General features: G+C 57.4%; 27 protein-coding genes and 1 tRNA gene. 4 read left to right on the top strand and 24 right to left on the bottom strand.

Going from position 1 to position 25,735, the window contains the following annotated elements; genetic code table 11:
- Positions 1-94: 94 nt before the first annotated feature.
- The 6 genes from FKM52_RS19765 to prmB form a co-directional block, all read right to left on the bottom strand.
- Positions 95-376: a YfcL family protein gene (locus FKM52_RS19765; protein ID WP_141177865.1), complete on the bottom strand. Its 282-nt coding sequence runs from the start codon at positions 374-376 to the stop codon at positions 95-97.
- 29 nt (positions 377-405) lie between these two features.
- A complete protein-coding gene (locus tag FKM52_RS19760) occupies positions 406-954 on the bottom strand; it encodes an elongation factor P hydroxylase (protein ID WP_141177864.1) in 549 nt (182 codons plus the stop codon).
- Positions 955-1,022: 68 nt separating this feature from the next.
- Positions 1,023-1,823, bottom strand: a complete 801-nt coding sequence (locus FKM52_RS19755) for a sulfite exporter TauE/SafE family protein (RefSeq protein ID WP_141177863.1) — start codon at positions 1,821-1,823, stop codon at positions 1,023-1,025.
- An 8-nt stretch (positions 1,824-1,831) separates the two neighbouring features.
- Complete coding sequence (mepA, locus tag FKM52_RS19750) at positions 1,832-2,656, bottom strand: penicillin-insensitive murein endopeptidase (protein ID WP_141177862.1); 825 nt, start codon at positions 2,654-2,656, stop codon at positions 1,832-1,834.
- A gap of 3 nt (positions 2,657-2,659) precedes the next feature.
- Complete coding sequence (gene aroC / locus FKM52_RS19745; RefSeq protein ID WP_141177861.1) at positions 2,660-3,745, bottom strand: chorismate synthase; 1,086 nt, start codon at positions 3,743-3,745, stop codon at positions 2,660-2,662.
- Positions 3,746-3,766: 21 nt separating this feature from the next.
- Complete coding sequence (prmB, locus tag FKM52_RS19740; protein ID WP_141177882.1) at positions 3,767-4,699, bottom strand: 50S ribosomal protein L3 N(5)-glutamine methyltransferase; 933 nt, start codon at positions 4,697-4,699, stop codon at positions 3,767-3,769.
- A 165-nt stretch (positions 4,700-4,864) separates the two neighbouring features.
- Here prmB and smrB point away from each other — a divergent pair, with 165 nt between their 5' ends.
- A complete protein-coding gene (smrB, locus tag FKM52_RS19735; protein ID WP_141177860.1) occupies positions 4,865-5,413 on the top strand; it encodes an endonuclease SmrB in 549 nt (182 codons plus the stop codon).
- A 12-nt stretch (positions 5,414-5,425) separates the two neighbouring features.
- Here the strand turns inward: smrB and sixA are convergent, their stop codons facing one another.
- The 4 genes from sixA to FKM52_RS19715 all read right to left on the bottom strand — a co-directional run bounded on the left by sixA (position 5,426) and on the right by FKM52_RS19715 (position 10,049).
- Positions 5,426-5,908 (bottom strand): phosphohistidine phosphatase SixA, encoded by a 483-nt coding sequence (gene sixA / locus FKM52_RS19730; RefSeq protein ID WP_141177859.1) that lies wholly within the window; start codon positions 5,906-5,908, stop codon positions 5,426-5,428.
- Positions 5,909-6,077: 169 nt separating this feature from the next.
- Positions 6,078-8,231 (bottom strand): fatty acid oxidation complex subunit alpha FadJ, encoded by a 2,154-nt coding sequence (gene fadJ, locus FKM52_RS19725; protein WP_141177858.1) that lies wholly within the window; start codon positions 8,229-8,231, stop codon positions 6,078-6,080.
- A gap of 4 nt (positions 8,232-8,235) precedes the next feature.
- Entirely contained in the window at positions 8,236-9,546 is a 1,311-nt protein-coding gene (fadI, locus tag FKM52_RS19720; RefSeq protein WP_141177857.1) for an acetyl-CoA C-acyltransferase FadI, read from the bottom strand.
- A 206-nt stretch (positions 9,547-9,752) separates the two neighbouring features.
- The gene (locus tag FKM52_RS19715; protein ID WP_141177856.1) at positions 9,753-10,049 is read right to left on the bottom strand and encodes a YfcZ/YiiS family protein; all 297 of its coding nucleotides are present in this window, start codon (positions 10,047-10,049) and stop codon (positions 9,753-9,755) included.
- A gap of 347 nt (positions 10,050-10,396) precedes the next feature.
- On the opposite strand from FKM52_RS19715, the gene fadL reads away from it, so the two are divergent.
- Positions 10,397-11,731 carry a long-chain fatty acid transporter FadL gene (fadL, locus tag FKM52_RS19710; protein WP_141177855.1) on the top strand — a complete coding sequence of 445 codons (1,335 nt, stop codon included), beginning with the start codon at positions 10,397-10,399 and terminating at the stop codon, positions 11,729-11,731.
- A 229-nt stretch (positions 11,732-11,960) separates the two neighbouring features.
- Here the strand turns inward: fadL and mlaA are convergent, their stop codons facing one another.
- From mlaA to ccmA, 10 genes are read right to left on the bottom strand one after another with little or no spacing between them, the layout of a single operon-like run.
- Complete coding sequence (gene mlaA / locus FKM52_RS19705; protein ID WP_141177854.1) at positions 11,961-12,731, bottom strand: phospholipid-binding lipoprotein MlaA; 771 nt, start codon at positions 12,729-12,731, stop codon at positions 11,961-11,963.
- A gap of 35 nt (positions 12,732-12,766) precedes the next feature.
- The gene (gene ccmI, locus FKM52_RS19700) at positions 12,767-13,984 is read right to left on the bottom strand and encodes a c-type cytochrome biogenesis protein CcmI (protein WP_141177853.1); all 1,218 of its coding nucleotides are present in this window, start codon (positions 13,982-13,984) and stop codon (positions 12,767-12,769) included.
- Positions 13,984-14,442 (bottom strand): cytochrome c-type biogenesis protein, encoded by a 459-nt coding sequence (locus FKM52_RS19695; RefSeq protein WP_141177852.1) that lies wholly within the window; start codon positions 14,440-14,442, stop codon positions 13,984-13,986. Before FKM52_RS19695 ends, ccmI begins: the two co-directional genes overlap by 1 nt.
- Positions 14,439-14,996, bottom strand: a complete 558-nt coding sequence (locus FKM52_RS19690) for a DsbE family thiol:disulfide interchange protein (RefSeq protein ID WP_141177851.1) — start codon at positions 14,994-14,996, stop codon at positions 14,439-14,441. The genes FKM52_RS19695 and FKM52_RS19690 overlap by 4 nt, the downstream gene beginning before the upstream one ends.
- Positions 14,993-16,948, bottom strand: coding sequence for a heme lyase CcmF/NrfE family subunit (locus FKM52_RS19685; RefSeq protein ID WP_141177850.1), 1,956 nt, complete (start codon positions 16,946-16,948; stop codon positions 14,993-14,995). Before FKM52_RS19685 ends, FKM52_RS19690 begins: the two co-directional genes overlap by 4 nt.
- Positions 16,945-17,430 (bottom strand): cytochrome c maturation protein CcmE, encoded by a 486-nt coding sequence (gene ccmE / locus FKM52_RS19680; RefSeq protein WP_141177849.1) that lies wholly within the window; start codon positions 17,428-17,430, stop codon positions 16,945-16,947. Before ccmE ends, FKM52_RS19685 begins: the two co-directional genes overlap by 4 nt.
- A 1-nt stretch (position 17,431) precedes the next feature.
- A complete protein-coding gene (ccmD, locus tag FKM52_RS19675; protein WP_141177848.1) occupies positions 17,432-17,659 on the bottom strand; it encodes a heme exporter protein CcmD in 228 nt (75 codons plus the stop codon).
- Complete coding sequence (locus FKM52_RS19670) at positions 17,656-18,399, bottom strand: heme ABC transporter permease (protein WP_141177847.1); 744 nt, start codon at positions 18,397-18,399, stop codon at positions 17,656-17,658. The genes ccmD and FKM52_RS19670 overlap by 4 nt, the downstream gene beginning before the upstream one ends.
- A gap of 36 nt (positions 18,400-18,435) precedes the next feature.
- Positions 18,436-19,095, bottom strand: a complete 660-nt coding sequence (gene ccmB / locus FKM52_RS19665; protein ID WP_141177846.1) for a heme exporter protein CcmB — start codon at positions 19,093-19,095, stop codon at positions 18,436-18,438.
- Positions 19,095-19,712 (bottom strand): cytochrome c biogenesis heme-transporting ATPase CcmA, encoded by a 618-nt coding sequence (ccmA, locus tag FKM52_RS19660; protein ID WP_141177881.1) that lies wholly within the window; start codon positions 19,710-19,712, stop codon positions 19,095-19,097. The genes ccmB and ccmA overlap by 1 nt, the downstream gene beginning before the upstream one ends.
- Positions 19,713-19,953: 241 nt before the next feature.
- On the opposite strand from ccmA, the gene FKM52_RS19655 reads away from it, so the two are divergent.
- Together FKM52_RS19655 and FKM52_RS19650 are read left to right on the top strand one after the other, a co-directional pair.
- Positions 19,954-20,880: a formate/nitrite transporter family protein gene (locus FKM52_RS19655; protein WP_141177845.1), complete on the top strand. Its 927-nt coding sequence runs from the start codon at positions 19,954-19,956 to the stop codon at positions 20,878-20,880.
- Positions 20,881-20,962: 82 nt separating this feature from the next.
- A tRNA-Arg gene (locus FKM52_RS19650) sits at positions 20,963-21,037 on the top strand.
- Positions 21,038-21,704: 667 nt separating this feature from the next.
- Here FKM52_RS19650 and FKM52_RS21840 read toward each other — a convergent pair.
- The 4 genes from FKM52_RS21840 to FKM52_RS19630 all read right to left on the bottom strand — a co-directional run bounded on the left by FKM52_RS21840 (position 21,705) and on the right by FKM52_RS19630 (position 25,708).
- Positions 21,705-22,421, bottom strand: a complete 717-nt coding sequence (locus FKM52_RS21840) for a phage tail tip lysozyme (protein ID WP_220446301.1) — start codon at positions 22,419-22,421, stop codon at positions 21,705-21,707.
- A gap of 481 nt (positions 22,422-22,902) precedes the next feature.
- Complete coding sequence (locus FKM52_RS19640) at positions 22,903-23,616, bottom strand: MgtC/SapB family protein (protein WP_141177844.1); 714 nt, start codon at positions 23,614-23,616, stop codon at positions 22,903-22,905.
- 66 nt (positions 23,617-23,682) lie between these two features.
- Positions 23,683-24,666: a nucleoside hydrolase gene (locus FKM52_RS19635; RefSeq protein WP_141177843.1), complete on the bottom strand. Its 984-nt coding sequence runs from the start codon at positions 24,664-24,666 to the stop codon at positions 23,683-23,685.
- Positions 24,667-24,676: 10 nt separating this feature from the next.
- A complete protein-coding gene (locus tag FKM52_RS19630) occupies positions 24,677-25,708 on the bottom strand; it encodes a LacI family DNA-binding transcriptional regulator (RefSeq protein WP_141177842.1) in 1,032 nt (343 codons plus the stop codon).
- Positions 25,709-25,735: the final 27 nt, after the last annotated feature.

Below are 25,735 nucleotides of genomic sequence, written 5' to 3'. Positions count from 1 at the left end.
CAATTGCGGCCCGCATCAGCGCTTCAGTAAAGCGGCCTTGCGGGTGAAGAGATGTGCAAGCTAAAGCGGCCCGCGGGCCGCTTTGTTATTCGGGTCAGGCTGGCTGACGCGCCTGCAGGAACAGATTATCCCACATGCCGATGACCAGCGCCTGATCGCGCGGCGAGAGTTCGCCGGCGGCGATGGCGTTTTGCAGACTATTCTGCACGTGGATCTGCAGGGCTTCCGCGGTATGTTCGCCGCTTTGCTCCAGCTCGGCGACCGCCAGAGTGAGGTGACCGCGCAGGTAGCCGCTGGCAAAAAGCTCATCATCCGTGGCATGTTCAACCATATCGTCAATCAGGGCCAGAATACGCGTTTCAAATTCTGCGATCATCTCAATTCCTCATTCAGTCGCGCCTCCGTTCAGCGCAGATCTTCCGGCCAGGGAAACTGCGCCGCCGTCAGCGGGGGCGTTTGATAAAAATGCTGAAGCTCAGCGATAAAACGAGCCGGACGCGCCGGGATCCCGTCTGCAAGATAGCGCATAACCTGTGCATGAACCTGACGCTGAAACGCAATGCGGTCCGGCTCATAATCTCCGTTGAGATTGTCACAGCTTACGTTGAAGGGAAAGCCTGCCGCCACGCTGAACATCCACTCCAGCGCCTGCGGTTTGATTTCTACTGACTCAAACTTATTCTGCGTTGCGGCATCGCGCCCGTCAGGGCAGTACCAGTAACCAAAATCGACCTGCTTACGACGCTCGGCCCCGGCGATGCACCAGTGCGAAATTTCGTGCAGCGCGCTGGCGTAGTAACCGTGGGCGAAGACTACGCGGTGCCACGGAGAGTCGTCGTCTGCCGGCAGATAGATCGGTTCGTCGTCGCCCTTAATTAAGCGGGTCTGAAATTCATCCTGAAAGCAGCGATCGAATAAGGTAATCAAATCCTGATAGTGATGTGTTGTGCTCATATCCATATATCGGTCAGCGGTAAAAAACGTGCAATTGTCGCATTTAGCATGCAGGTTGACGAGCATTATCAGCCGAAGTGGCTCAGCCACTGGCCGACAGCCGCGCCGTAATCTTCATACAGCAGCTTACCGCTCATCACTACCGCCACGATAACCACCATCGGGCGAATCAGCTTCTGCCCGCGCGTCAGTACCATGCGCGCGCCGAGCCGGGCGCCGCAAACCGAGCCAGCCAGCATCACCAGCCCAACGCCCCATACCACCTTGCCGCCAAGAATAAAAAATAGCAGGCTGGTCAGATTAGAGGTGAAATTCAGAACTTTGGCATGGGCGGTGGATTTAGCCAGGTTAAAGCCTGCCAGCGTTACGAAGGCCAGCGCATAGAAGGAGCCGGCGCCGGGGCCGAAAAAGCCGTCATAAAAACCAACCGCGCCGCCCGCTACCAGCGCAAAGGCCAGGCCATCCAGCCGCCGCTGGCGATCTTCCTCTCCCAGCCGCGGCATCAGCAGAAAGTAGAGGCCGATACCGATAATCAACAGCGGCAGCACCTGCCGCAGAAAGCCCGACTGGATATGCTGCACCAGCAGCGTGCCGCAGAGCGCGCCGATAAAGGTCATCGCAATATTGAGCCGCTGCTCGCGCAGCTTTACCGCGCCGCGCCGGACAAAATAGAGGCTGGCGGAAAAGGAGCCGCCGACCGCCTGCAGCTTGTTGGTTGCCAGCACCTGCGCGGGCGACAGCCCGGCGGAAAGCAGCGCGGGCACGGTTAACAAGCCGCCGCCGCCCGCAATCGAATCGATAAACGAGGCCAGCATGGCGATAACAAACAGCACTGCCAGCATGCCGGGAGAGACAATCCACCAGTCCATATCCGTTCCTAAAGTAAATGATTGTCCAGCAGCGCCTGACAGGATGGCGGTAACGGCGGCGGCGTGCGTTTTACCGGCGCGCCGCTGCCTGGTTTTTTCGGTATAAACCAGCTTTCCAGTTCGGCGCCGCAGCCGTCGCCCGGCGGCGGCGGAGCCTGCTCCTGACATTCCAGGCTTTCCGGCGGACAGCGCAGGCGCACGTGCATATGAGCGCGATGGCCAAACCACGGGCGCACCTTGCGCAGCCAGTCTCGATCGCTGCCGGCGTCGGCGCACAGCTGTTTTTTAATCGCCGGGTTAACGAAGATGCGCGTTACCTCATCATCTTTCGCCGCCAGCTTAATCAGGCTGGCGATCTCCGGCTGCCAGTGACGCGCCACCACGCGCTTGCCGTCCGCGCTGACTAAATCCAGCGGCTGCGGTTTCAGCAGCATCTGCGGAGTCCAGCGGCTTTTCGGCAGCTGCAGCCAGATATCCACATCCAGCCCGCTCTGATGGCTGGCGTGACCGCTGCTGAAGCGCCCGCCGGCCGCCATACCCATATCGCCGATCAGTACCTGACCCAGCCCCAGATTATGTACCTGCATGGTCAGGCGCTGAATAAACAGCACCAGATCGGGATGACCGTAATAGCGGCGCTGATCCTGGCGCATGACCTGATAGGCGGGATTATTCAGCGGCAGCGCCTCGGCGCCGACGATACAGCCGTTGGCGAAAGCGCCAATCGCCTGCGGCGCGCCGGGAATGGGCCGGGTAATGCTTTGCCACGGCGTGGCGGCCAGCGCGGCGCCGCTAAGCAGCAGACCCGCCAACAGAAGTAATCTTTTTTTCATGCTTTACCAACGAGGAACCGTGGTGGCGACGTCGGCGCACTGGGCGCGATGACGCAGCAGGTGATCCATCAGCACGATCGCCATCATCGCTTCGGCGATCGGTACGGCGCGGATGCCAACGCAGGGATCGTGGCGTCCTTTGGTGATCATCTCCACCTCTTCGCCGTCGCGGGTAATGGTTTTACCCGGCACGGTAATACTGGAGGTGGGCTTCATCGCCAGATGGGCGATCAGCGGCTGACCGCTGCTGATGCCGCCCAGAATGCCGCCGGCATGGTTGCTCTGAAAACCGCTGGCGCGGATCTCATCGCGATGCTGGCTGCCGCGCTGATTAATTACCGCGAAGCCGTCGCCGATTTCCACGCCCTTTACCGCGTTGATACTCATCAGCGCATGGGCCAGATCGGCGTCAAGGCGATCGAAAACCGGCTCGCCGAGGCCCGGCGGCACATGATCCGCCACGACGGTAACCCTGGCGCCGATGGAGTCGCCCTCTTTTTTCAGCGCGCGCATCAGCTCGTCCAGCGCCTCCAGCTTATCGGGATCGGGGCAGAAAAAGGGGTTTTGCTCCACCTGATCCCACGCTTTCAGCTCGCAGGCGATATCGCCCATCTGCGCCAGATAGCCGCGCACCGCCACGCCGAACTTCATGCGCAGATACTTTTTCGCAATCGCTCCCGCCGCGACGCGCATCGCCGTTTCACGCGCCGATGAGCGACCGCCGCCGCGATAGTCGCGCAGGCCATACTTCTGCTCATAAGTGTAATCAGCGTGGCCGGGGCGGAAGAGATCTTTAATCGCGCCGTAATCCTGCGAGCGCTGATCGGTATTTTCGATCAGCAGGCCGATGCTGGTGCCGGTGGTGACGCCGTCAAACACGCCGGACAGAATGCGCACCTGGTCCGGTTCGCGGCGTTGGGTGGTGTAGCGCGAGGTGCCCGGACGCCGCCGGTCCAGATCGTGCTGCAAATCCGCCTCGGTAAGCGGAATGCCCGGCGGCACGCCGTCGACGATGCAGCCCAGCGCAATGCCATGCGACTCACCAAAGGTGGTGACGCGAAAAATCTCTCCAATCGTGTTGCCTGCCATCTCGGCTCCGTTCTTGTGCGATTAATCTTTGAAGTATTTAAAGTGATGTTGTGCGTTGATAATCTGCTCGCGGGTAAGCATAAAGACGCCGTCGCCGCCGTTATCAAACTCCAGCCAGGTAAAGGGCACGTCGGGATACTGCTCGATCATATGCACCATGCTGTTGCCGACTTCGCAAATCAGCACGCCCTCTTCCTGCAGATAGTCTGGCGCGCAGGCGAGAATGCGCCGCACCAGTTTCAGACCGTCGCTGCCCGCCGCCAGACCCAGCTCCGGCTCATGGCGATATTCGCCCGGCAGATCGTCCATATCATCCGCATCTACATAGGGCGGATTGGTAACGATCAGATCGTATTGCAGCTTCGGCAGATCGCGGAACAGATCGGAGCGGATCGGCGTGACGTGATGGATCAGCCCGTGCTCTTCAATGTTCTGCTCGGCCACCGCCAGCGCGTCGACAGAGAGATCTACCGCATCCACTTCGGCCTGCGGGAAAGCATAAGCGCAGGCGATAGCGATGCAGGCGCTGCCGGTGCACATATCCAGGATATGCTGCGGCGGCTGGTTCAGCAAACCGGCGAAACGGTTGTTGATCAGTTCGCCAATCGGCGAACGCGGCACCAGCACGCGCTCGTCGACGTAGAACTCGTGACCGCAGAACCAGGCTTTATTGGTCAGATAGGCGACCGGAATACGCTCGTTAACGCGGCGAATGACGCGCTCAACGATACGGTGGCGTTCGCTGGAGGTGAGGCGCGCGTTGCGCATCTCTTCAGGAATATCAAGCGGCAGATACAGGGTTGGCAAAACCAGCTGAACAGCTTCGTCCCAGGGATTATCCGTGCCGTGGCCATACCAGATATTCGCCGCAGCAAAACGGCTGACCGCCCAGCGCAGCATGTCCTGAATGGTGTGCAGCTCATTCACTGCTTCATCGACGAAAATTTTGTCCAAGTTGCCCTCCACAGGCCGTTCCGTAATGACGGCGGTTAGTTTGCCATGAAGCGCGCCAGAATTCAGCGCAGCAGGGTGAAAAAGCTAACTTTTGTTTACAATGCGGGGTATCGTAGCCCTCAGGCCGTACAGGCCATGACGTTTAACATACAGAAATCAGGCAATATGAAGAGAAAAGAGCAGCTCAGCGACGACGATAAAGCGCTGTTTCGCCAGCTGATGACCGGCACCCGCAAGCTGAAGCAGGATACGATGGCGCATAAGCCCGCGCGTAAAAAAGCGCAGGTGTCGCTAAAGCGCCAGCTGTTGGAACAGGCGGATAACAGCCACTATTTTTCGGATGAATTTCAGCCGCTGCTGGCGGAGGTTGGGCCGGTGCGCTACGTGCGCAGCGACGTCAGCCATTATGAACTGAAAAAGCTGCGGCGCGGCGACTATACGCCGGAAATTTTTCTCGATCTGCACGGGCTAACGCAGCAGCAGGCCAAGCAGGAGCTGGGCGCGCTGATCGCCGCCTGTCGTCGCGAACATATTTTCTGCGCCAGCGTAATGCACGGGCACGGCAAACATATTCTGAAGCAGCAGACGCCGCTGTGGCTGGCGCAGCACCCGAACGTGATGGCCTTTCATCAGGCGCCCAAAGTGTTCGGCGGCGATGCGGCTCTGCTGGTGTTGATAGAGGTGGAAGAGTGGCAGCCGCCAGAGTTACCCTGACGGCCAGTGGCGTTACATCGCCTTCGCCAGCTTAGAGGGGCTGACCTGCCACTTCAGGCTGCCTTCGCCTCTGTCCGCATCAAAATCGATGCAGGCGATAGCGGAAGTGGCGAACATCGGCGGCGGCTCCTGCGGGCAAAGTTCCGCCACCAGATAGCCGACCAGGGGAAGGTGTGAAATTACCAGCACGGAAGCAACGCCCTCTTTGGCCAGCGCCTGCAGATAGCAGGCCACCAGCGCCGGATCGCCGCCCGGCGTCAGCTCAGGCAGCACCTCCTGCTCCGGCGGCAGCGGCAACGCCTCGCGTACCGTCATTAACGTCTGTTCCGCCCGTAAATAAGGGCTGACCAGCACCCGCTCAATATCCAGTGTCTGGCTGTTCAGCCAGCTCGCCATCTGGCGCGATTCATCACAGCCGCAATGGGTAAGAGGCCGAACCGAATCACTGGCTGCCTCAAGTGCAGCGTCGCCGTGACGCATGATAAAAACTTGCATAAAGCACCGCTGTTGTTTAACAAAATCGACGGATCATCGTGCTGTCCGACGCTTCATTCTGTGAATGAAGGCTGTGTTGTAACCTAATGGCTTGAGTATAGTCAACCGATTGTTTATTAAACGAGCTATTGGCAAAATATCGCGTCCTGCGTAGCAAAATCCCCGTTCGCTAAGCCGCTGAATCATTATGGTTATTCGTTTCTTCTGGAGATTTGTAAAATTTCTCGCCCTCTCCGGCGCGCGCGCGCAGCGCGGCACAGGGGGCAAAACGATCGCCATATTGATGCATCAGATTCCCTAATGTATTAACGACATTTGCCGCTCCCAGCCGATCGATATAATGAAAAGGGCCGCCGAGAAAAGGCGGAAAACCGATGCCGAAGACCGCGCCGATATCACCGTCGCGCGCGCTGCGCACGATCCCCTCATCCAGACAGCGCGCCGCCTCGTTGAGCATCATCATTACGCAGCGCTGCGCAATCAGCGCGCCATCGAGGCGATGCTGCGGCTGAATATGCAGCAGCGGGTAAATCGCTTTATCGGCGCGTTTCCCCTTGCCCGCTCCGTCATAGCGATAAAAACCGCGCCGGTTTTTCCGTCCTTTACGATTATCGTTCAGCACGGCGGCAAACGCCTGCGGCGCGGCGAAGCGCTCTCCCCAGGCCTGTTCCAGCACTGGCATAATTTTTGTGCCGACATCAATACCCACCTCATCCAGCAACCGCACCGGCCCCAGCGGAAAGCCAAACTTCACCAGCGCCTCATCAACCTTTTCAATCGGTTCCCCCTCCAGCACGCAGCGCATCGCTTCATTTATATAGGGGGCCAGAATGCGGTTAACGTAAAAGCCGGGGCGATCGGCTACTACGATAGCTATTTTTCCCTGGCGCTTAGCCAGCGCCACCGCGGCGGCGACAGTCGCGTCGGCAGTCCCCTGATGCGGTATCACCTCCACCAGCGTCATTTTGTCTACCGGACTGAAATAGTGCAGGCCGATAATTTTTTCGGGCCGCTGCGCCTGCGCGGCAATTTCCCCAATCGGCAACGAGGAGGTGTTAGAGGCAAAAATGGTGTGGGACGCGCAGTGCTGCTCAACCTCCGCCACCATCTGTCGCTTCAGGGCTAAATCTTCAAATACCGCTTCGATAATGACATCGCGCCGGGCGAAGCCGCGATAGTCAGTAGCGCCGGTAATCAGCGCCATCTGCCGCTGGCGCTGCGCCGCGGTTATCTGGCGACGTTTCACCCTGGCATCCAGCAGCTGCCAGCTATATTTCATTGCATGGCCGACGCCTTCCGCGCTGATATCCCTGATGCGCACCGGCAGCTGCGCCCTGATGGCGGTAACGGCAGCGATACCGCCGCCCATCAGTCCGCCGCCCAGCACGCCAATCGTCCGCAGCGGCGCAGGCTCGGCATCGGCGCCGCGATCTTTTTTCAACGCGTTAGAGGCGAAGAACAGATGGCGCAGCGCGACCGACTGCGGCGTCATCGCCAGCTCGCCAAAGGCGATCGCCTCAGCCTCATGACCAGCGCGCATGCCCTGCTCCAGCCCGATACGCACCGTTTCCAGCATGCGCCGCGTTGCCGGATAGTTGCCCTGGGTTTTCGCCTCGCTCTGGCGCGCCGCAAGGTTAAACAGCAGCGCGCGGCCCGCCGGCCCGTTCATCATGCGCTCACGCAGCGGCAGCCGGCGACGCGTTTTTTTTCCCTGTAGCGCCAGCGCCGCCGCCGTTTCCAGCAGGATGGCGTGCGGCACCGCCTCATCCACCAGCCCCAGCCTTAACGCCTGCTGCGCCCGCAGCGCCTTGCCGGTCAGCATCAGATTCAGCGCCTGCGAGGCGCCGATCAGCCGCGGCAGCCGCTGCGTGCCGCCGCTGCCCGGCAGCAGGCCCAGCTGTACTTCCGGCAGCCCCAGTCGGGTTTTATCATCCAGCGTGCAGACGCGCCTGTCGCAGGCCAGCGCCAGCTCCAGTCCGCCGCCGAGGCAGGCCCCATGGATCGCAGCCACCACCGGCAGCGGCAGCGCGGCGATTTCCGACATAATGCGCTGCCCCTGCTCCGCCAGCTGGCGCGCCTCATCAGCGCTGCGGCAGGCGTCAATCATGCTGATATCCGCGCCGGCAATAAAAGAATCCGGCTTGCCGGAGATAAAAATCAGCCCGGCCAGCTCCCGCTGCTGGCGCACCTGGGCGATAACGTTGCGAATCTCCTGAACAAACGCCGCTCTGAGGGTATTAATTTTTTCATTGGGCACGTCGATGGTCACCACGGCGATATTGTCGCCGCGCACGCTGAAATGAAATGCGGATTGCTGTGCCATAGTGTTATTCAACCTCCAGTACCATCGCCGCGCCCAGACCGCCCGCCGCGCAGGCGGTAACCAGCCCCAGCCCGCCGCCGCGCCGGCGCAGTTCGTTCAGCGTTTGAGTGATCATACGCGCGCCGGTGGCGGCAAAGGGGTGACCGTAAGCGATAGAACCGCCCAGCACGTTGAATTTCTCCTCATCCACCTCGCCCAGCGCCCGCTCGCGGTTGAGCTGCTCACGGGCGAAGCGCGCATCGTTAAACAGCTGCAGATTAGCCAGCGTCTGCGCGGCAAAGGCTTCGTGCATATCAATCAGGGTTAGATCGTTTAGCGTGACGCCGGCGCGATCCAGCGCCAGCGGCGAAGCGTAGGCCGGCCCCAGCAGCATATCCTGCCAGACATCGGTAGCGGTAAAAGCGTAGCTGCGCAGGTAGCCGAGCGGCGTAATCTCCAGCGCGCGCGCGCGGCTTTCCGTCATCAGCACCACCGCTGCTGCGCCGTCGGTAAGCGGCGTGCTGTTAGCCGCCGTCACGCTGCCGTGCCGCCGATCGAAGGCGGGGTGCAGCCGGGCGTAATCGTCAACGGCGCTGTTTTCACGCACGTTGTTATCCTGACGCAGCGCGTCACGCCACGGCGCCGCCCAGACGGTCATCACCTCGTCATCAAGTCGCCCTTCGCGCCATGCCTGCGCCGCGCGCTGGTGGGAACGATGCGCCAGCGCATCCTGGCGTTCGCGGCTGATGCCGTAGCTTTTCGCCATCTGCTCGGCGGTATCGCCCATGCGCAGGCCGGTAGAGTATTCCGCCACCGCTGGCGGCACCGGCAGCAGATCGCGCGGGCGCAGCCGGCTGAAGAGCTTAAGTTTTTTACCCAGGGTACGCGTTTTGCTGAGATCGACCAGCGTTCGGCTCAGCTTTTTGCTGACGCCGATCGGCAGTACTGAAGAGGAATCCGCGCCGCCGGCGATGCCGGCGCTGACATTGCCAGCCAGCATACTTTCCGCCAGGTTAGCGACCGCCTGAAAACTGGTGGCGCAGGCGCGGCTGACGCTGTAAGCGTCGGTGCTGATATTCAGCCCGCTGCTAAGAACGATTTCACGGGCGATATTGGGCGCTTCCGGCATTTGAATGACCTGGCCAAAGACCAGCTGCTCGATAATCTCTGCTGGTATTTCACTGCGCGCCATCAGCTCGCTGACCACCATACGCCCCAGCTCGATAGCCGGAATACCATGCAGCGCCGTGGCCTGACGGGCGAAAGGCGTGCGAAGCCCGTGGGTAATGGCGATGCGATCGCCCTGACGCGTCAGCAAAGGAAGCGCTCTGCTCATTATTTCCACCTGTTAACCACGACCGCAGCATCATTGCCAAAGAGGTCAGATCCGACCAGTGTTAACCAGTTTGTAACAAGCCGCCAGCGGCGCGCGCAGAAAATGAGAGCAGCAACACAGTTGCCATCGGCAGGAAAAATTAGCGGAAAATGAAGCAGGCGGGCGGAACAGACGGCGCCGTGGTACAGGACGCCGCCGCAGGAAGCTTAACGCAGGCCCAGCTGGAAAATCAGCGTTTCAGCCTGGCAGCTGAAGGTAAAATCGACGTCGAGAAGAACGCCTTCCGGCTGGTCAGTAAAACGCGCGTTAATTTCGCAGGGTTCAGATTCAACGCCGCGCGCTTTTTCGGTCAGCGTCGCCAGCATCGCTTCCGCCTGCTGACGGTCGTCAAACAGCCGCGACCAGGAAGCGGTGCAGTCGCTGTTATCCATTACGGTGCCCACATCCACACAGCAGCAGGCCGCCGTTTCATTGGCGCTACATTTATTCAGAGCATCACTCATTATTATCTCCCACTATTCGCTTTCAACGGCATGAATAAACTGTTCGCCATTTTACGCCGTTCATTCATTCATCACTAAATAGTGTGAGCGTTATCACTGATATTATTGATCTGGCGCAGAAATAAGGCGCGGCGACGGCGAAATTGCGCGCGTTTTTGTTACGTGGATCTTATTTCATCGATCACATTTGAAATATTTTAAAAACAATATTGCAACATACATGCAGGTCAGACCTATACTGTGCGCACTGGTCTGATTTGTGCGTCGTATTTCAGCCCCTACAATCCCCGGTCCCTTGTTACGTCGTGTAACAGAATTTATAAAAATCACATAATGAGGTTGTGGTCATGAACCATAAAAACCTGTGTGCAAAAACAGCGTTGGCGGCTGCAGTGGCGCTAGCTTCCGGCAATCTTTACGCAGCGGGCTTTCAGCTCAATGAATTTTCCTCGGTTGGTTTAGGACGCGCCTATTCTGGCGAAGGCGCAATCGGCGATACGGCGGCATCCGCCAGCCGCAACCCGGCTACCATGGCATTAATGGATCGCCCGATGTTTTCTATCGGTGCGGTATTTATCGATCCTGATGTAAATATCGATGGCGACACCGCCTCCGGCAACAGCCTGAAGGCGGAAAATATCGCGCCTACGGAGTGGGTGCCGAATATTCATTATGTGCATCCGATTAACGATCGCTGGTGGGTAGGCGCATCCGCCACTACCAATTACGGTCTGGCTACCGAGTTTAATAATGACTACGCCGGCGGCGCCTACGGCGGCAAAACCGATCTGCTGACCACTAACCTGAATTTAAGTACCGCCTGGCGTATGAATCAGCATTTCAGCTTCGGCGTGGGCTTTGATGCCGTTTATGCCAGGGCGAAGATTGAGCGCTATCTGGGCGAATATAGCGGCCTGGTTACCGCAGCGACCGGCATTCCGGCCCGTGCCGATACGCAGGTGGCGCACCTGAAAGGCGACGAGTGGGGCTACGGCTGGAACGCCGGCATCCTCTATGAAGTGGATGAGAATAACCGCTTCGGTCTGACCTATCGTTCTGAAGTAAAAATCGATTTCGACGGCGACTATAAGAGTTCGATTCCGCCGCAGCTGAATGCCATTACCGGCCCGCTCGGCCTGCCTTTCGGCACCGGCGGCAGTACCATTCCCGGCGCGCTGACGCTGAATCTGCCGGAGATGTGGGAAGTTTCAGGCTATCATAAAGTCGCGCCGCAGTGGGCGGTGCACTATAGCCTCGCCTATACCAGCTGGAGCCAGTTCCAGGAGCTGAAGGCCACCGGCAATAACGGTCAGGAGCTGTTCTATAAGCAAGAAGGCTATAAGGATGCTTACCGCATCGCGCTGGGCACCACTTATTTTTACGATAAGAACTGGACATTCCGCGCCGGTATCGCCTTCGACGACAGCCCGGTTCCGGCTGACAAGCGTTCAATTTCCATTCCCGATCAGGATCGTTTGTGGCTGAGCGCCGGCGCTTCCTACGCCTTTAACGATAATGCCTCGCTGGACGTTGGCGTCTCTTATATGCACGGGCAGAAAGTGACGGTTCACGAAGGGGTAGATCCGGTTGCCACCGCACGTAACGGCGCGCCCACCCCGTATGAATTCGATTCAGAAGGTAAAGCCTGGCTGTACGGCGCCAACTTTAACTATCGCTTCTGATAGCAGAGCTGAAAGGCAAAAAAGTAAAAAAGCGGGAGATTTCCCGCTTTTAACCGATAACGACCGTGACTGAGTAGGGAGGCCGGGCCGATCGTAAAGACGCAAAACATGTCATCCCTCACCGCTCGGCCCGCGCCGTCTCTGGCGCGGGACGCTTTACTCTTCTGCCCGGCCTCCCTGCGCCTTAAGTCTGTGCCACCATAAAGCGGAAACCTCCCGCTCTCTGATCTTACTCCGCATCAGCCGCGTCGATATCGTCCAGATCGCCTTCTATCGCCTGCGCGTTCGGATTCTCCATCGGCTTCAGCTTGCCGCCGTTCGCCAGGAAATCGTGCCGCTGGAAATAGGCGTTACGCACAAACGCATAGGGATCGCTGGTGTTGCGCAAAATCGCATCGGAATCGAGCAGCTGCGCGCGCGTCTCGACGCCCTCCAGCATCCATTTCCCGGCGGTCATCGGCCAGCTCAGCCAGCCCAGCACCGGATAGAGCGTATCTACGTAGTCGCCGCCATCCTCACGCGGCGTAAAACTGCCGTAGCCGGGCAGCACCACGTAAGGCCCGTAACCAACGCCCCAGGCGCCCAGCGTGCCGCCGAAACGCTGCGGCTCTTCGCGCGCCAGCTTCTCGTTAGCCATCCCGGCGACGTCAATAAAGCCGCCCATGCCCAGCACGGTATTCAGGAAAAAGCGGTTAAAGTGAATCATGCCGCGGTAGGGATCGCCGCGCAGAAAGGAGTTCACCATCGCCGCCGGCTCATCAAGATTGCCCAGGAAATTGCTGAGGCCGGTACGCGCCGGTACGGGCACGTAGTCGCGCCACGCCACCGCTACCGGACGCAAAACATAGGGATCCAGCACGTTGTAGTTAAAATTGAACATCGTGCGGTTAAACCCTTCCAGCGAATCGGAACGCCCCTGCGCTTCGCGGTTATCCTGAGAACTGGCGCAGCCGACTAACAGTATGCTCGCCAGCGCCAATCCCGTCAGGCGGTAGTTCATAATCTTCTCCCTGTACTGATTAAGTGCTTACCGCTTCAGGGCTGCTGCCGATCGATCTCAACAGCCAGATGCTGCTTGCCATCGAAGGGCGTTAGCGCGCTTTCGCCAAACCAGTCGCCGGTTTGCGGAGTAGCGCTGCCGTCGCGCACGATGCGCACGCGCGCCAGCACCTGATGCTGCGTGGAAAGCAGACGATCCGGCACCATGGCGTTGCTGTCATCCAGCGTCAGCGATAGCGGAAAATGACTCAGCGGCACTCTTTTGGCCGCTACCGGAACCGGTGAAACACCGTCGAAAACAGAAATATACATGACTCCGCCCTGCGGTAACATTTTTTCTGCTTCCGGCGCCAGCGTGATGGTTAGCGACAGCCGGCTGGTTTGCAGCCCTGCGGCGGTTTTCGCCTGTTCAATATTGCGCTTCACCTGCGCAACGCGCGTATCGCCTGCGGGCAACAGCAGCAGCATCGATTGCCATGCGCCGATGGCGCGCTGGTACTGCTGCTGCTCGAAAGCGTTAAACGCCGCAAGGCTAAGTATGCGCACATTATCGGGATTCTGCTTTAACATTGCGTTAAGCATCGCCTGCGCTTCGCGGTTATCCTGCGGATCGCTGGAGCGGGTCAGCACATCCGCATAGCTGAGCCTGATCTCTTCATTATTTGGCGCCAGCTGTAACGCACGCTGAAATGCCTGCACGGCGGTATTGCGATTGTTCAACACCATGCCGATGCGCCCCAGAATCAGCCAGTCATGCACGCTATCCTTATTCTGCTGCAGCGCGGTACGCAGACCCAGCCCCAGACGCGCCAGCTCCTCTACCGACATCGGCTTCGCCTGCGCATCCAGCAGACGCGCGCGCAGCGCGGGATATTCCGCCTGCACCTGCTGCCAGCCGACCAGCCCCGGCAGATCGCCGGTTTTCAGATAACAGCCCAGGCTGACCAGCACCAGCACCAGCGCGCCCGGCAGCAGCACCCAGCGGCTCAGCGGCCGTACGGGCGTGGCGGGCGTCGCATCGGCGGGAATATCCGCCAGCAGCGTCTGCTGCAGCTCCTGCACCATCGGCTGACGCGCGGCGATAACGCCCTGCGCCTCATCCTGTTCCAGCTCCGCCAGACGCTGCTGATAAAAAAGCTTATTCAGCGCATCGCGATCGACGGCGACAGGCCGCTCGCCGCGCCAGCCCGCCGCCAGCAACAGCACAATCGCTACCGCCAGCAGCGCCATCACTACCATCCAGAAAAGCGTCATTATGGTTTCCTGTCGCCGTTCAGCAGCGCGTCCAGCCGCTGCTGCTCCGCTTCATCCAGCCGCTCGCTCTCTGCCGGCAGACGGCGGCTGCGTAAAAAAATCACCAGCCCGCCCGCCAGAATAAACAGCAGCGGTCCGGCCCACAGCACCAGCGTCGATGCTCTTACCGGCGGCTGGTAGGTAACGAAATCGCCGTAGCGCGCTATCATATATTGCGTTATCTGCTCCTCGCTCTGTCCCTGCTTCAGCAGCTGATAGACTTTCATCCGCATATCGGCGGCGATCATCGCATTGGAATCGCCAATGCTGTTGTTCTGACATTTGGGGCAGCGCAGCGAGGCGGTCAGCTCGCGATATTGCTGCTCCTGCTGCGCGGAATCAAACTGCCAGGTTTCGATGGTCGCCAGCGCGCTCATGCTAACCAGCATCGCCGCCAGCAACAGAATTATTTTTCTCATCTCTCCGCCTCTTTGCTGTATTTTTGCCACAGCGGCGCCAGCTCCTGCTGCCAGACGCGATCGTTTAAATCGCCCGCATGGCGATAACGAATAGTGCCCTGGCCGTCGATCAGAAAGGTTTCCGGCGCGCCGTACACGCCCAGATCCAGACCGAGCATGCCGCTGCCGTCATACAGGCTGAGTGCGTAGGGATTGCCCAGCGTATTCAACCAGTTAATCGCTTTTGCGCGATCGTCTTTGTAGTTCAGCCCAACCACGCGCACGCCCTGCTCCGCCAGGCCGTTGAGGTATTGATGTTCGGCGCGACAGGTGGGGCACCAGGTCGCCCAGACGTTCAGCAGCAGCGGCCTGCCGTCCGCCAGCACCGACTGATCGAAAGTTTTGCCCGGCGACTCCAGCGACTCCAGCTTAAACAGCGGCACCGGCTTGCCGATTAGCGCCGATTCCAGCCGCGTCGGATCGTCGCCGTCGGCGTTGCGCGACAGCTGCCACATCAGCGCGGCAGCCAGCAGTAAAAACAGAATCAGCGGAATAAAAAGGATCTTCTTGTTCATACCGGTTCCCGTTGCGCTTTGTTACGGCTGCGATAGCGCGGATCGAGCAGGCAAAGCAGACCGCCGCAGGCCATAAGCAGGCCGCCGTACCATATCCAGCGCACAAAAGGTTTGTAATAAATCCGCACCGCCCAGGAGCCGTCGCTCAGCTCCTCGCCAAGCGCAGCATAGAGATCGCGCGTCAGCCCGCCGTCAATCGCCGCTTCGGTCATCATGCTGCGCGCCGCGCTGTAATAGCGTTTCTCCGCCCGCAGCGTCGCCTCCGGCTTGCCGTTGCGCGTCACGTCGATCAGCGCCACGCCGCCGCTGTAGTTCGGTCCCTGCAGCTCCCGCACTTCGCGGAACAGGAAGCGATAGTGGTGGATATCAACGCTGTCGCCGCTCTGCATACGTACGTCGCGTTCCACGCTGTAGTTCTGGCTGAAGGCGATACCGATTACCGTAACGGCCACGCCGAGATGGCCCAGCACCATGCCCCAGTGGCTGCGCGATAGTTTGGCAATGCCGCGCAGCAGGCTGTGCCGGTGCGTGGCGCGCTCGTGCAGTTCCAGCAGCGTCAATAGTATTACCCACAGCGCCATCATCAGCCCTACCACCGTCATCGCCTCGATGCGATCCTGCATCAGCCACGGCAGCAGCAGCGACAGCAACAGGGCGACCAGCAGCGCCAGCGTCAGCCGTTTCCACAGCTTTTGCGGCTCATCACGCCGCCAGCGTACCAGCGGGCCGACGCCCAGCATCAGCGCAAACGGCGCCATCAGCCAGCTGAACATGGTGTTGAAAAAGGGTTCGCCGATAGAGATCGAGCCAAGGCCCAGCTGCTTGTGCACCAGCGGCAGCAGCGTTCCCAACAGCACAATCAGCATCGCGGCGATCAGCAGCACGTTATTACCAAGCAGGAAAGATTCGCGCGACCAGAAAGCGTTTTGCACCCGGCTGCGCACCCGTCCCCCCTTGAGGGCATACAGCAGCAGCGAACTGCCGATCACTATCACCAGGAAAACGAGAATAAACATGCCGCGCGCCGGATCGGAGGCGAAGGCGTGAACCGATACCAGCACGCCCGAACGCACCAGGAAGGTGCCGAGCAGGCTGAGCGAAAAAGCGGTAATCGCCAGCAGCACCGTCCAGGCTTTAAAGGTGCCGCGCTTCTCCGTTACCGCCAGCGAGTGCATCAGCGCCGTCCCCGCCAGCCACGGCATAAAGGAGGCATTTTCCACCGGGTCCCAGAACCACCAGCCGCCCCAGCCAAGCTCGTAATAGGCCCAGGCCGAGCCCAGCACGATACCGATAGTCAGAAACAGCCAGGCGGCAATGGTCCACGGACGCGACCAGCGCGCCCAGGCGGTATCAAGGCGCCCGGCCATCAGCGAGGCGATGGCAAAGGCAAAGGCGACAGAGAAACCGACATAGCCCATATAGAGCAGCGGCGGGTGAAAAATCAGCCCGATATCCTGCAGCATTGGATTCAGATCGCGCCCGTCGATGGGAAAATCGGGCAGCGTGCGGGCAAAGGGATTAGAGGTAAAAATGATAAACAGCAGAAAGCCGAAGCTGATCATCCCCATCACCGCCAGCACGCGCGCAATGGCATCCTGCGGCATCGCGCGGCTAAAGATCGCTACCGCCAGCGTCCAGCCGCTGAGCATCAGCAGCCACAGCAGCAGCGAACCTTCATGCGCCCCCCAGGTGGCGGCGATGCGGTAGCCGAGCGGCAGCTGGCTGTTGGAGTTATTCGCCACGTAGGCGACGGTAAAATCATTAACGATAAAGGCGTGCGCCAGCAGCATAAAACTGCCCGCCACGCAGAGAAACAGCCCAACGGCAAGCGGACGCGCCAGCCCGATCAGGCGGCTATCCTGGCGCGATACGCCCCACAGCGGATAAACGCTTAACAGCAGCGATACGGCCAGCGCCAGGCAGAGCAGAAAATGCCCGATTTCCGGCATCATGGACGGTCACCCTGCGGCAGCGCCATCGCCGCCGGACGTTGATGGTTTTTCTTCATCGCGTCAGCGATTTCCGGCGGAGTATACTTCTCATCATGCTTCGCCAGCACCTCTTTGGCATGGATCTGATTGCCCGTCAGCAGCTCGCCCTGCGCCACGACGCCCTGCCCTTCCCGAAACAGATCGGGCAGGATGCCTTCATAGCTGACATCGACAACGCCGGTCGCGTCATAGAGCTTAAAATTAACGCGCAGCGTTTTCTCATCGCGCTTGACGCTGCCGGGCATCACCATGCCGCCGACGCGCAGCCGCTGGCCCGGCTCAGGCTTCGCCAGCGCCTCGCCTTTGCCGTTAATAATTTCGCCGGGAGTGTAGAAAAGATCGATATTCGAGCGCAGCGCGTACATCACCAGCGTTGTCGCCAGGCCCAGCCCCATAAGGATCGCCACCACCACATAAAGCCGATTTTTACGACGGGTATTCACATTATTCTCCTGCCGCCTGGCCTGCGGCCTGTTTCATTTTTGCCGCCCTGATGCGACGTTCACGCGCCTGATGCTGCCGGACGCTGTTTAACAGCTGGCGGCGCTGCCAGCAGGTATGCGCAATCAGCAGCGCCAGCGGCAGCAGGGTAAAACAGACGGCCAGCCAGACATAAAAGCCGTAGCCGCCCATCGCCAGAAAATCCTGCCATGATGCAAACGCGAGGCTCATGCGGCGTCTCCTTTTCTGTTTACCAGCGCGACAACCCAGGGGCGATGACGCTCGGTCAGTAAAATCAGGTTACGCAGGCGCATCAGCGTCAGCGAGATAAACAGCAGCAGATAGCCAAGGATGGACCAGCGCAGCGGGCTGCGCATTACGGGGGCAATGGCCTGCTGCATCACGCCCGAAGAGCCCTGATGCAGCGTGTTCCACCACTGAACGGAAAAATGGATGATGGGAATATTGACTACGCCGACAAGAATTAAAATTCCGGCGGCGCGGCCGGCAAGACGCCGATCGCTAAAAGCGTTATACAGCGCGATAACGCCCATATAGAGGAACAGCAGCACCAGCTCCGAGGTTAAGCGCGCATCCCAGATCCACCAGGTGCCCCACATCGGCTTGCCCCAGGCGGAGCCGGTAACCAGCGCGATAAAGGTAAAGGTGGCGCCGACCGGCGCCATAGCGGCGGCGGCTAAATCCGCCATTTTCATCTGCCACACCAGGCCGATAAAGGCGGCCACGGCCATCGCGCTGTAAACGCCCATCGACCAGATAGCCGCCGGCACATGAATATAGATGATGCGATAGCTCTCGCCCTGCTGATAGTCCGGCGGAGCAAAAGCAAATCCCCATCCCCAGCCGATAAACAGCGCCGCCGCCGCCGCCAGGGCAAACCAGGGAACCAGTCGGCCGCAAAACTGATAAAGCCGTTCCGGCTTAGCCAGCTGATGTATCCATTTCCACATGATTATCGCTCACAGTAAAATATAAAACGGTTGCGCTCAGTGCAGGCTGATACGCAGCGCCGCCGCCGTAGCGAAAGGCGCAAGAGTTGCGCTGGCCGCCAGCATAGCGCCCAGAATCGCCAGATAGCCGTTAATCGGCAGCCCCATACCGGCTGCGTCGATGGCCGCGCTGGCGAAAATAAGCACCGGCACCGCCAGCGGCAGCACCAGTAAACTCAGCAAGACGCCGCCGCGGCGCAGACCGACGGTTAACGCCACGCCAATAGCGCCCAGCAGGCTGAAGACCGGCGTGCCCAACAATAGCGTCAGCGCCAGCGCCCACCAGCTGGCAAAATTAAGCGACAGCAGCAGCGCCGCCAGCGGCGAGAGCAGCAACAGCGGCAGGCCGGTAATCATCCAGTGCGCAATAACCTTGCCCAGCACCGTGACCGGCAACGGCGTCGGCAGCAGCAGCAGCTGTTCCAGCGATCCATCGGCAAAGTCGTCGCGAAACAGCCGCTCCAGCGCCAGCAGCGAAGAGAGCAGCGCGGCTACCCACACCACGCCCGGCGCAATACGCGCCAGCAGCTGCGGCTCAGGGCCGATGCCCAGCGGAAACAGCGTAATCACGATTAAGAAAAACCACAGCGGGTTAATAACTTCAGCGCCGCTAAGAAAAGCGATGCGCAGCTCCCGCCGAATAACGCGCCACAGCATCAATTCGCCTCTCCCGCCGTCAGGCTTATTTTTCGCAGCGGCCAGGCGGCAGAGGGCAGCGGCTGGTGCGTCGTCAAAATAACGAGGCCGCCGCGCTGAGCGTGCTGCACAAAGAGCGCCATCAGTTTTCCCACTCCGTTAACATCTATCGCCGTCAGAGGTTCATCAAGGATCCAGACCGGCGCTTCGCTGAGCCACAGCCGCGCCAGCGCGACGCGACGCTGCTGACCAGCCGAAAGCTGCGCCACGGCTACCTCTTCAAAGCCCAGCAAATCGACAGCCTCCAGCGCGGCAAAGCGCTGCTCTTCATGACATTCAGCGTGATAAAAGGCGAGGTTTTCCAGCGGCGAAAGCACGTTTTTTACCCCCGGCTGGTGCCCCAAAAACAGCAGATCGCGGTGCCAGCGTTCCCGCTGTCGCCGTAGCGCCTCTCCCTGCCAGCGCACCTCGCCGCGATCGGCGCCGCTGAGGCCCGTCAGCACGCGTAGCAGCGTGGTTTTACCTGCGCCGTTCGGTCCTTCAATCTGGACGATATCGCCACGGTTTATCGCAAAATGAAGTTCGCTGAACAGCGTGCGTTCATCGCGTATACAGGTCAGATTGATGGCTTCCAGCATGGGGGGAAATATCGCACTCTTAAATCGGGTCGCGATAATAACATAAGTCAGTATCACTCCGAAGCCTGTCCGGCGGCTGCGAACTGTTTGATTTGCTTAAACAACCTGTATCAGATCAAGTTTTTGGCGAAAAATACAACGATCTTAAAGCCCCGTTACTTTTTTGCCAAAAAACAGTCACATTTTACTTACCTGAAACCTGGCTACGCTTAAATCACCATTTAAAGCCATCGGGGGCGCTATGTCATCGCAGCAGCAGGAACATGAACCGGAAGTCGAAAGCGAAGAAAAGGAACAGGGAGAAGAGATAGAGGTTGACGAAGAGCGGCTTCCCTCACGCGCGGCGGCCATTCACGAACAGATACGTCAGGATGGGGAGAAAGAGCTGGAACGAGACGGCATGGCGCTTCTGTGGTCGGCGATCGCCGCCGGACTTTCGATGGGCGCCTCGCTGATGGCGAAAGGTATCTTTCAGACCCACCTGGCTGACGTGCCGGGCGCTTTTTTGCTGGAAAATTTAGGCTATACCTTTGGATTTGTCATCGTAATTATGGCGCGTCAGCAGCTGTTTACCGAAAACACGGTTACTGCCGTACTGCCGGTGATGCACAAGCCATCCGGCAGTAATTTTCTGCTGCTGCTGCGCCTGTGGGGCATAGTGCTGCTGGGAAATCTGATTGGCACCGGGCTGGCGGCGCTGGCCTTTGCACAGATGCCGATTTTTGACGAGCCGACGCGTCTCGCCTTTACCCATATCAGTGAAAAAGTTATGGCGAATCCGCCGGGCGAAATGTTTGCAAACGCCATCGTGGCTGGCTGGATTATCGCCACTATGGTGTGGATGTTTCCATCGGCTGGCGCCGCGAAGGTGCTGATCATCGTGATGATGACCTGGCTGGTAGCGCTGGGCGATCTATCGCATATTGTCGTTGGTTCGGTAGAGATCTGGTATCTGGTTTTTACCGGCGCGCTGCCCTGGCAGTCGTTTATCTGGCCTTTCGCCCTGCCTACCCTTATTGGCAATATTATCGGCGGCACCTTTATCTTTGCGCTGCTCAGCCATGCGCAGATCCGTAACGATATGAGTAATAAAGCAAAAGCCGCGGCGGAAGCCGAGCGTAAAAAGCAGGCGCAACGGCAGGAAAAAACCGGCAAAAAGAACGCCTGAGCGTCAAGCTGTCGATATTATAAGCAGTCAGGCGGGTAAGTGGTTAATCTGCGGCAAAAATTGCGCTATACTGCCCGCCGCCGTCCCCTTAGTTAAATGGATATAACGAGCCCCTCCTAAGGGCTAGTTGTAGGTTCGATTCCTGCAGGGGACGCCATATTGACACTACCTACCGCTCCTTTACGTTACCAAACCCCCTTACTTTAAGGCTTAAGCACCCAGCTGAGTTATCCAGCATTATCCACTATTCATTGATTACACCGATATTTTGTTGGCATATTGCAGGCATAATTAAAACCCCCGTGGTTTTATGTCCGTACCTTTGCCCTAAAGCAAAGCTTCAGGAGAGATCGTATTGCCTGACTGACCGGCAGCCTTCCTGTTCGTTCCGTCATCAGGCAGGAAGGTTTGGCACCTGCAATACCGCTTCGGGAATAAAGAAACAGCTTTGGACGTTGGCCTCTCCCTTGAGATGTGATCCATGGGAGTCAGAGTAAAACAGACTGACGTAAAGCTGGGGTTGATTAACAGTGTCAATCCAGCTCAGCAGAAGCAGGTAATAAAGCAATAAAAAGGAAGCTGCCGCTTATTCGTTTAGCGATATCGCCAATGAGTGGCATATGCACAAGTTCAGAGTCTGTTTACATAGCTATACCGGTTAGATGCAATGAATATTCAATAATAACATTCTGTCACTAACCGGGCATAGGGAAGTGAAATAAGTAGTAATGGTGGTATTTCCCTGGATGTCGAAACCTGCAATTAAATAAGGCTCATTGAAGCGAGCCTGTAAAGTGAAAATGAGTTGCTTCCCGGTAATTTGTCTAAATTTTTGTGATCCCCTCTATCATCTTTAAGCGTGTATCGCTCTCGTCAAAAGTATATACTTTCGGCTTACGCCCAATTTCATTTGCAACCAGTTCATCAAAGTAATTCACCTGCGTCATATTTTGTAGATGAAAGCGTTTAGATCCATGAACGGCCCAAATTTCTCCGTTTTTTCCGTTGGCTTTTTTTACATACCTAAAAATCATATCTTCTAACTCCTTATTTTTATTACTGTTTGCATTGTTATCTGTATCATTACTCGTGTTACTGTTTACGAGAAGGTTGAACCAGTATCTGGCCTGGGACTGTCTGGCCGGTTGGTTTGGGTTGTAGGGTCGTTCATAATAACGAATGAAAATATCAGCCAGATATTCCGGTGGTTGTTTACTTTGTGTAAATTGCCTGAATGTCATAGAGGGATGATAAAATTGCTGATTATTTTCCACTTCCCATTCAAGGCGCTTACACTGGCTGATTACATCCTGGTAAACCAGTCCGTTTGATTTTGCCCAATTGATATATTTTGTAGCTGGCGTCCATTGTACTAATCCATAGCCACCGGACATATTACCGACCAGATCGGATTCCCAACGATCGGCAATAATTCCACTTTCAGATTGCATATTACCTAATACCGCTGCGACTGCCTGACTGCTCCATCGTCGCCCCGTCAGATAATTCCATATCCGTTGGGCTGTTTCTTTTTGGCCCACAATTTCCTCCTTAGTTTACGCAGTGCAATAAGGCACAGATATAACACTGGCTTTCATCAGCTCGTTTCGTTAAGCATTTTTAATGTCAGCGTTACTGCCTTAATACTATTCTTTTGTGGAGGGTCCACCAGTCCTTGCTGTTTACTCAGGAATGGCAAAACAAACCTCACTAACAACAGCTGTTATTTTGTCCAAAATTCAACATTCGCCTTGCTAAAAAAACAAAACCCCAGCGGCCAGGCTGGGGTTTAAATGATGAATAATTTTTAATAAAAAATTACAACGTCGTTAATCGTAATAACTATTTAACTATTTCAAATTAACAGATCCTTTGTAACTATGCATTCATTCTTAATAGCACCTTTACGGTGCATAATGTTTCATATTAAAAAAAGATTTAATGGCCCGATCTCATAAACTATTATCAGCAGAAAACGCCATTACTTATCCTGCCTGAAGCAGCAGATAACCACGACGGCTCTTAGTGTTCCAGGGCGATGGCGCAGACGTGATCGATAGCGGAAAGCTGCGTGTAGAGCTCAGGCAGCGTCATTTTTTTTCTGATCACCACCTTAAGATTGACCTCAACCTTCCCCTTTTTCAAATCGCGAATAGTAACAGCCTCAATAATATTTCGCTGCTGATAAATAGTATCCGTTAACGTTTTTAGCCCTGATTTCTCATCAAGAATGACACGGATTTTTACTTTGCCCGGCAGGTGATTTTTACTTTGCAAAAAAACAACAAAGTAGCTGAGTTTGATCGCCAGCAGGAATAAGCCGGTAGCAAGCAGCGCGTGAACAAAAAAACCAGCGCCGCTGATTATCCCCACTCCAGCAGAAGCCCAGACGATGGCGGCCGTTGTCAGACCTGAAATCGCATCGTCATGACGGTGCAGAATCACGCCGGCGCCCAGAAACCCGACGCTGCTGATAATTTGCGCGGCCAGCCGCATCGGATCGCTACGGATATTGCTGGAAAGCGCGGCGTAATACTCCGCCGACTGAATAGATACAACGGTGAGTATACAGCTTGCTACCGCAATAATAGTGCAGGTTTTAAAGCCGACAGGTTTCCCTTTTGATTCCCTTTCCAGCCCGATCGCCCCTCCCAGAATAAAAGCGACGCCGGTTTTACATAACGTTATTAAAAGCGTCTCTCCCTGACCCGATAAAATTACCGCCAGAGTATTCATTATTATCCTCCGGAAACATCCTGCGATAGTCCAAAACAGTACTTCTCTTTATCCGCCCGGCCAGCGCTATGGCGTATAGCTGTGAATATAGTGTTCTATCAATGAAAGCAGCCGTTTATTATCTATGCTTTGCAATATCTGGATCGCTGCGCCTGTCGGTACCGGAACGCCGACATCCAGGCGTAGGGCATCACGGCCATAGCGACAGGTCATCCCGCGCGTAATGCCGTCCAGTGAAACATCCAGATAGTCTTCCGCGATTGCGGCCAGTGAAGGATCAAGCAGCCAGGCGACGGTTAACACATCGTGGATCCAACATCCGGGCAGGTTACGAGTCTGCATGGAGTAAGCGATCCATGGCCGGATAGTTTGTTCCAGATAGCGGCTCAAAATATTATCTGCTTTGGCCAGGCGATCCAGATCGGTATGAAGCATTTGGGTTTGTGTCGTGACATCCATCGGAACCAGCGTAATCGGCGCTCCGCTGGTTAATACGACATGGGCAGCCTCTGGATCCAGACCAAAGTTAGTATCTTTTATATAGCCGGCAACGTTAAAGGCTCCTCCCATAATGACGATATTTTTTACCGCAGAGACCATCGCGGGATAGAGCTGCAACGCAATCGCAACGTTGGTCAGCGGGCCGGTCGCCACCAGCGTTATTTCGCCAGGGTTGTTGCATATAAGCTCACCGATAGCGTTAGGCGCCAGCGGGCTTGTCGCCTGGCAGGATGCCGGAGCAGGAACCGCTGACCACAGTTCGCGCAGACCGAAACGATCTATCCCGTTATCCAGCCTGTCGCGCCACGGTTCGGGATCTTCCAGCAGCGCTTGAGAAGCGCCCCGGTATACCGGTAACGCCAGGCCCAGTTGCTGAATTAAATCGCGGGCGACGGCATATCCCGTTGCGACCGGGGTATTACCCGCTACCACAGATATCATTTCCAGAGAGATTTGCGGCGCGGCGATAGCCAGCGCCAGCGCCAGACCGTCGTCAATATTGGCGCCAGGGATGCCGTTGCCCGGATCGCAGTCAATAATAATGCGCATCGGTTCGCCTTCAGCCCTCTTCGGGGCGCACTTCATATCCTTGACAGCCACACGACTCTCCCACTCTTAAATAGAAATCAAATTCAACGCGACGCACTTCTCCATCCCAGCTTTTCAGCATATCAATTGCAGCACGCGCCATTTTATCTACCGGCTGGCGAACCGCCGTCAGTGACGGGACGTTATAAGCGGATTCCTCTGTTGCGTTAAAGCAGACCAGAGCGACATCCTGTGGAACACCCAGCCCCTGTTCCGCCAAAGCGCGCAGGCAGCCAAGCGCCTGCAGCTCATTGGTAGCGAACAGCGCGCGCGGCACGCTTCCTTGCAGCATACGTTTTGTCGCCTCATATCCGCCTGCTCGCGTATAGTTGGTAGCAAAGATCCACGCCGGGTTAATGCTCAGCGCCGCTTCCTCCAGCGCCCTTTGCCATCCCCTTATACGATCCTGAGTATTAAGCATTTCACGCGGGCCGCAGATAATACCGATCTCCCGGTATCCGTGGCTGATGAGATGACGCGTCGCCTGCCAGGCCGCCAGCTGTTCATCAACCTGAATAACGCTGACGTTTAACCCTGGATCTACGCGATCCAGCATGACGCATGGTGTTCCGCTCTGCTGGATTAGCCCAATATGTGGATGCCGATCGACGCTGGTATAAATCAGACCGTCAACCTGACGATGTAACATATTGTTGATAAGCTCACGCTCACGCCCGCTGTTATCGCCGGCGTCCCCCAGCAGCAACACCTTGCCGTCAGCAAAAGCCTCGCGCTGCAGCGCATGCGCCATTGAAGCGATAAACGGATTGGAGATATCAGGCGCGACCAGGCCGTAGGTCTGCGTACTGCCCGAAGCCAGCGCGCGCGCTATGCCATTCGGGCGGTAGCCGGTTTTCTCAATAGCCTGAAGCACGCGCTGCCGGGTCGCCTCCGCAACGGGGCGCGGACCATTATTGATAACGTAGCTGACTACCGCCACTGACGTTCCCGCCTCGCGGGCTACGTCGGAGCGCGTTACGCGCTGCAAATGTGATTGGGTCACAGGGCACCTACCTGGTTCAGATTAAGC

It is taken from the genome of Mixta tenebrionis (assembly GCF_006517625.1).
In the GTDB taxonomy this organism is placed as follows: domain Bacteria; phylum Pseudomonadota; class Gammaproteobacteria; order Enterobacterales; family Enterobacteriaceae; genus Mixta; species Mixta tenebrionis.
Note: the sequence above shows the minus strand (reverse complement) of the source record. Positions and strands in the feature narration are given on the sequence as shown.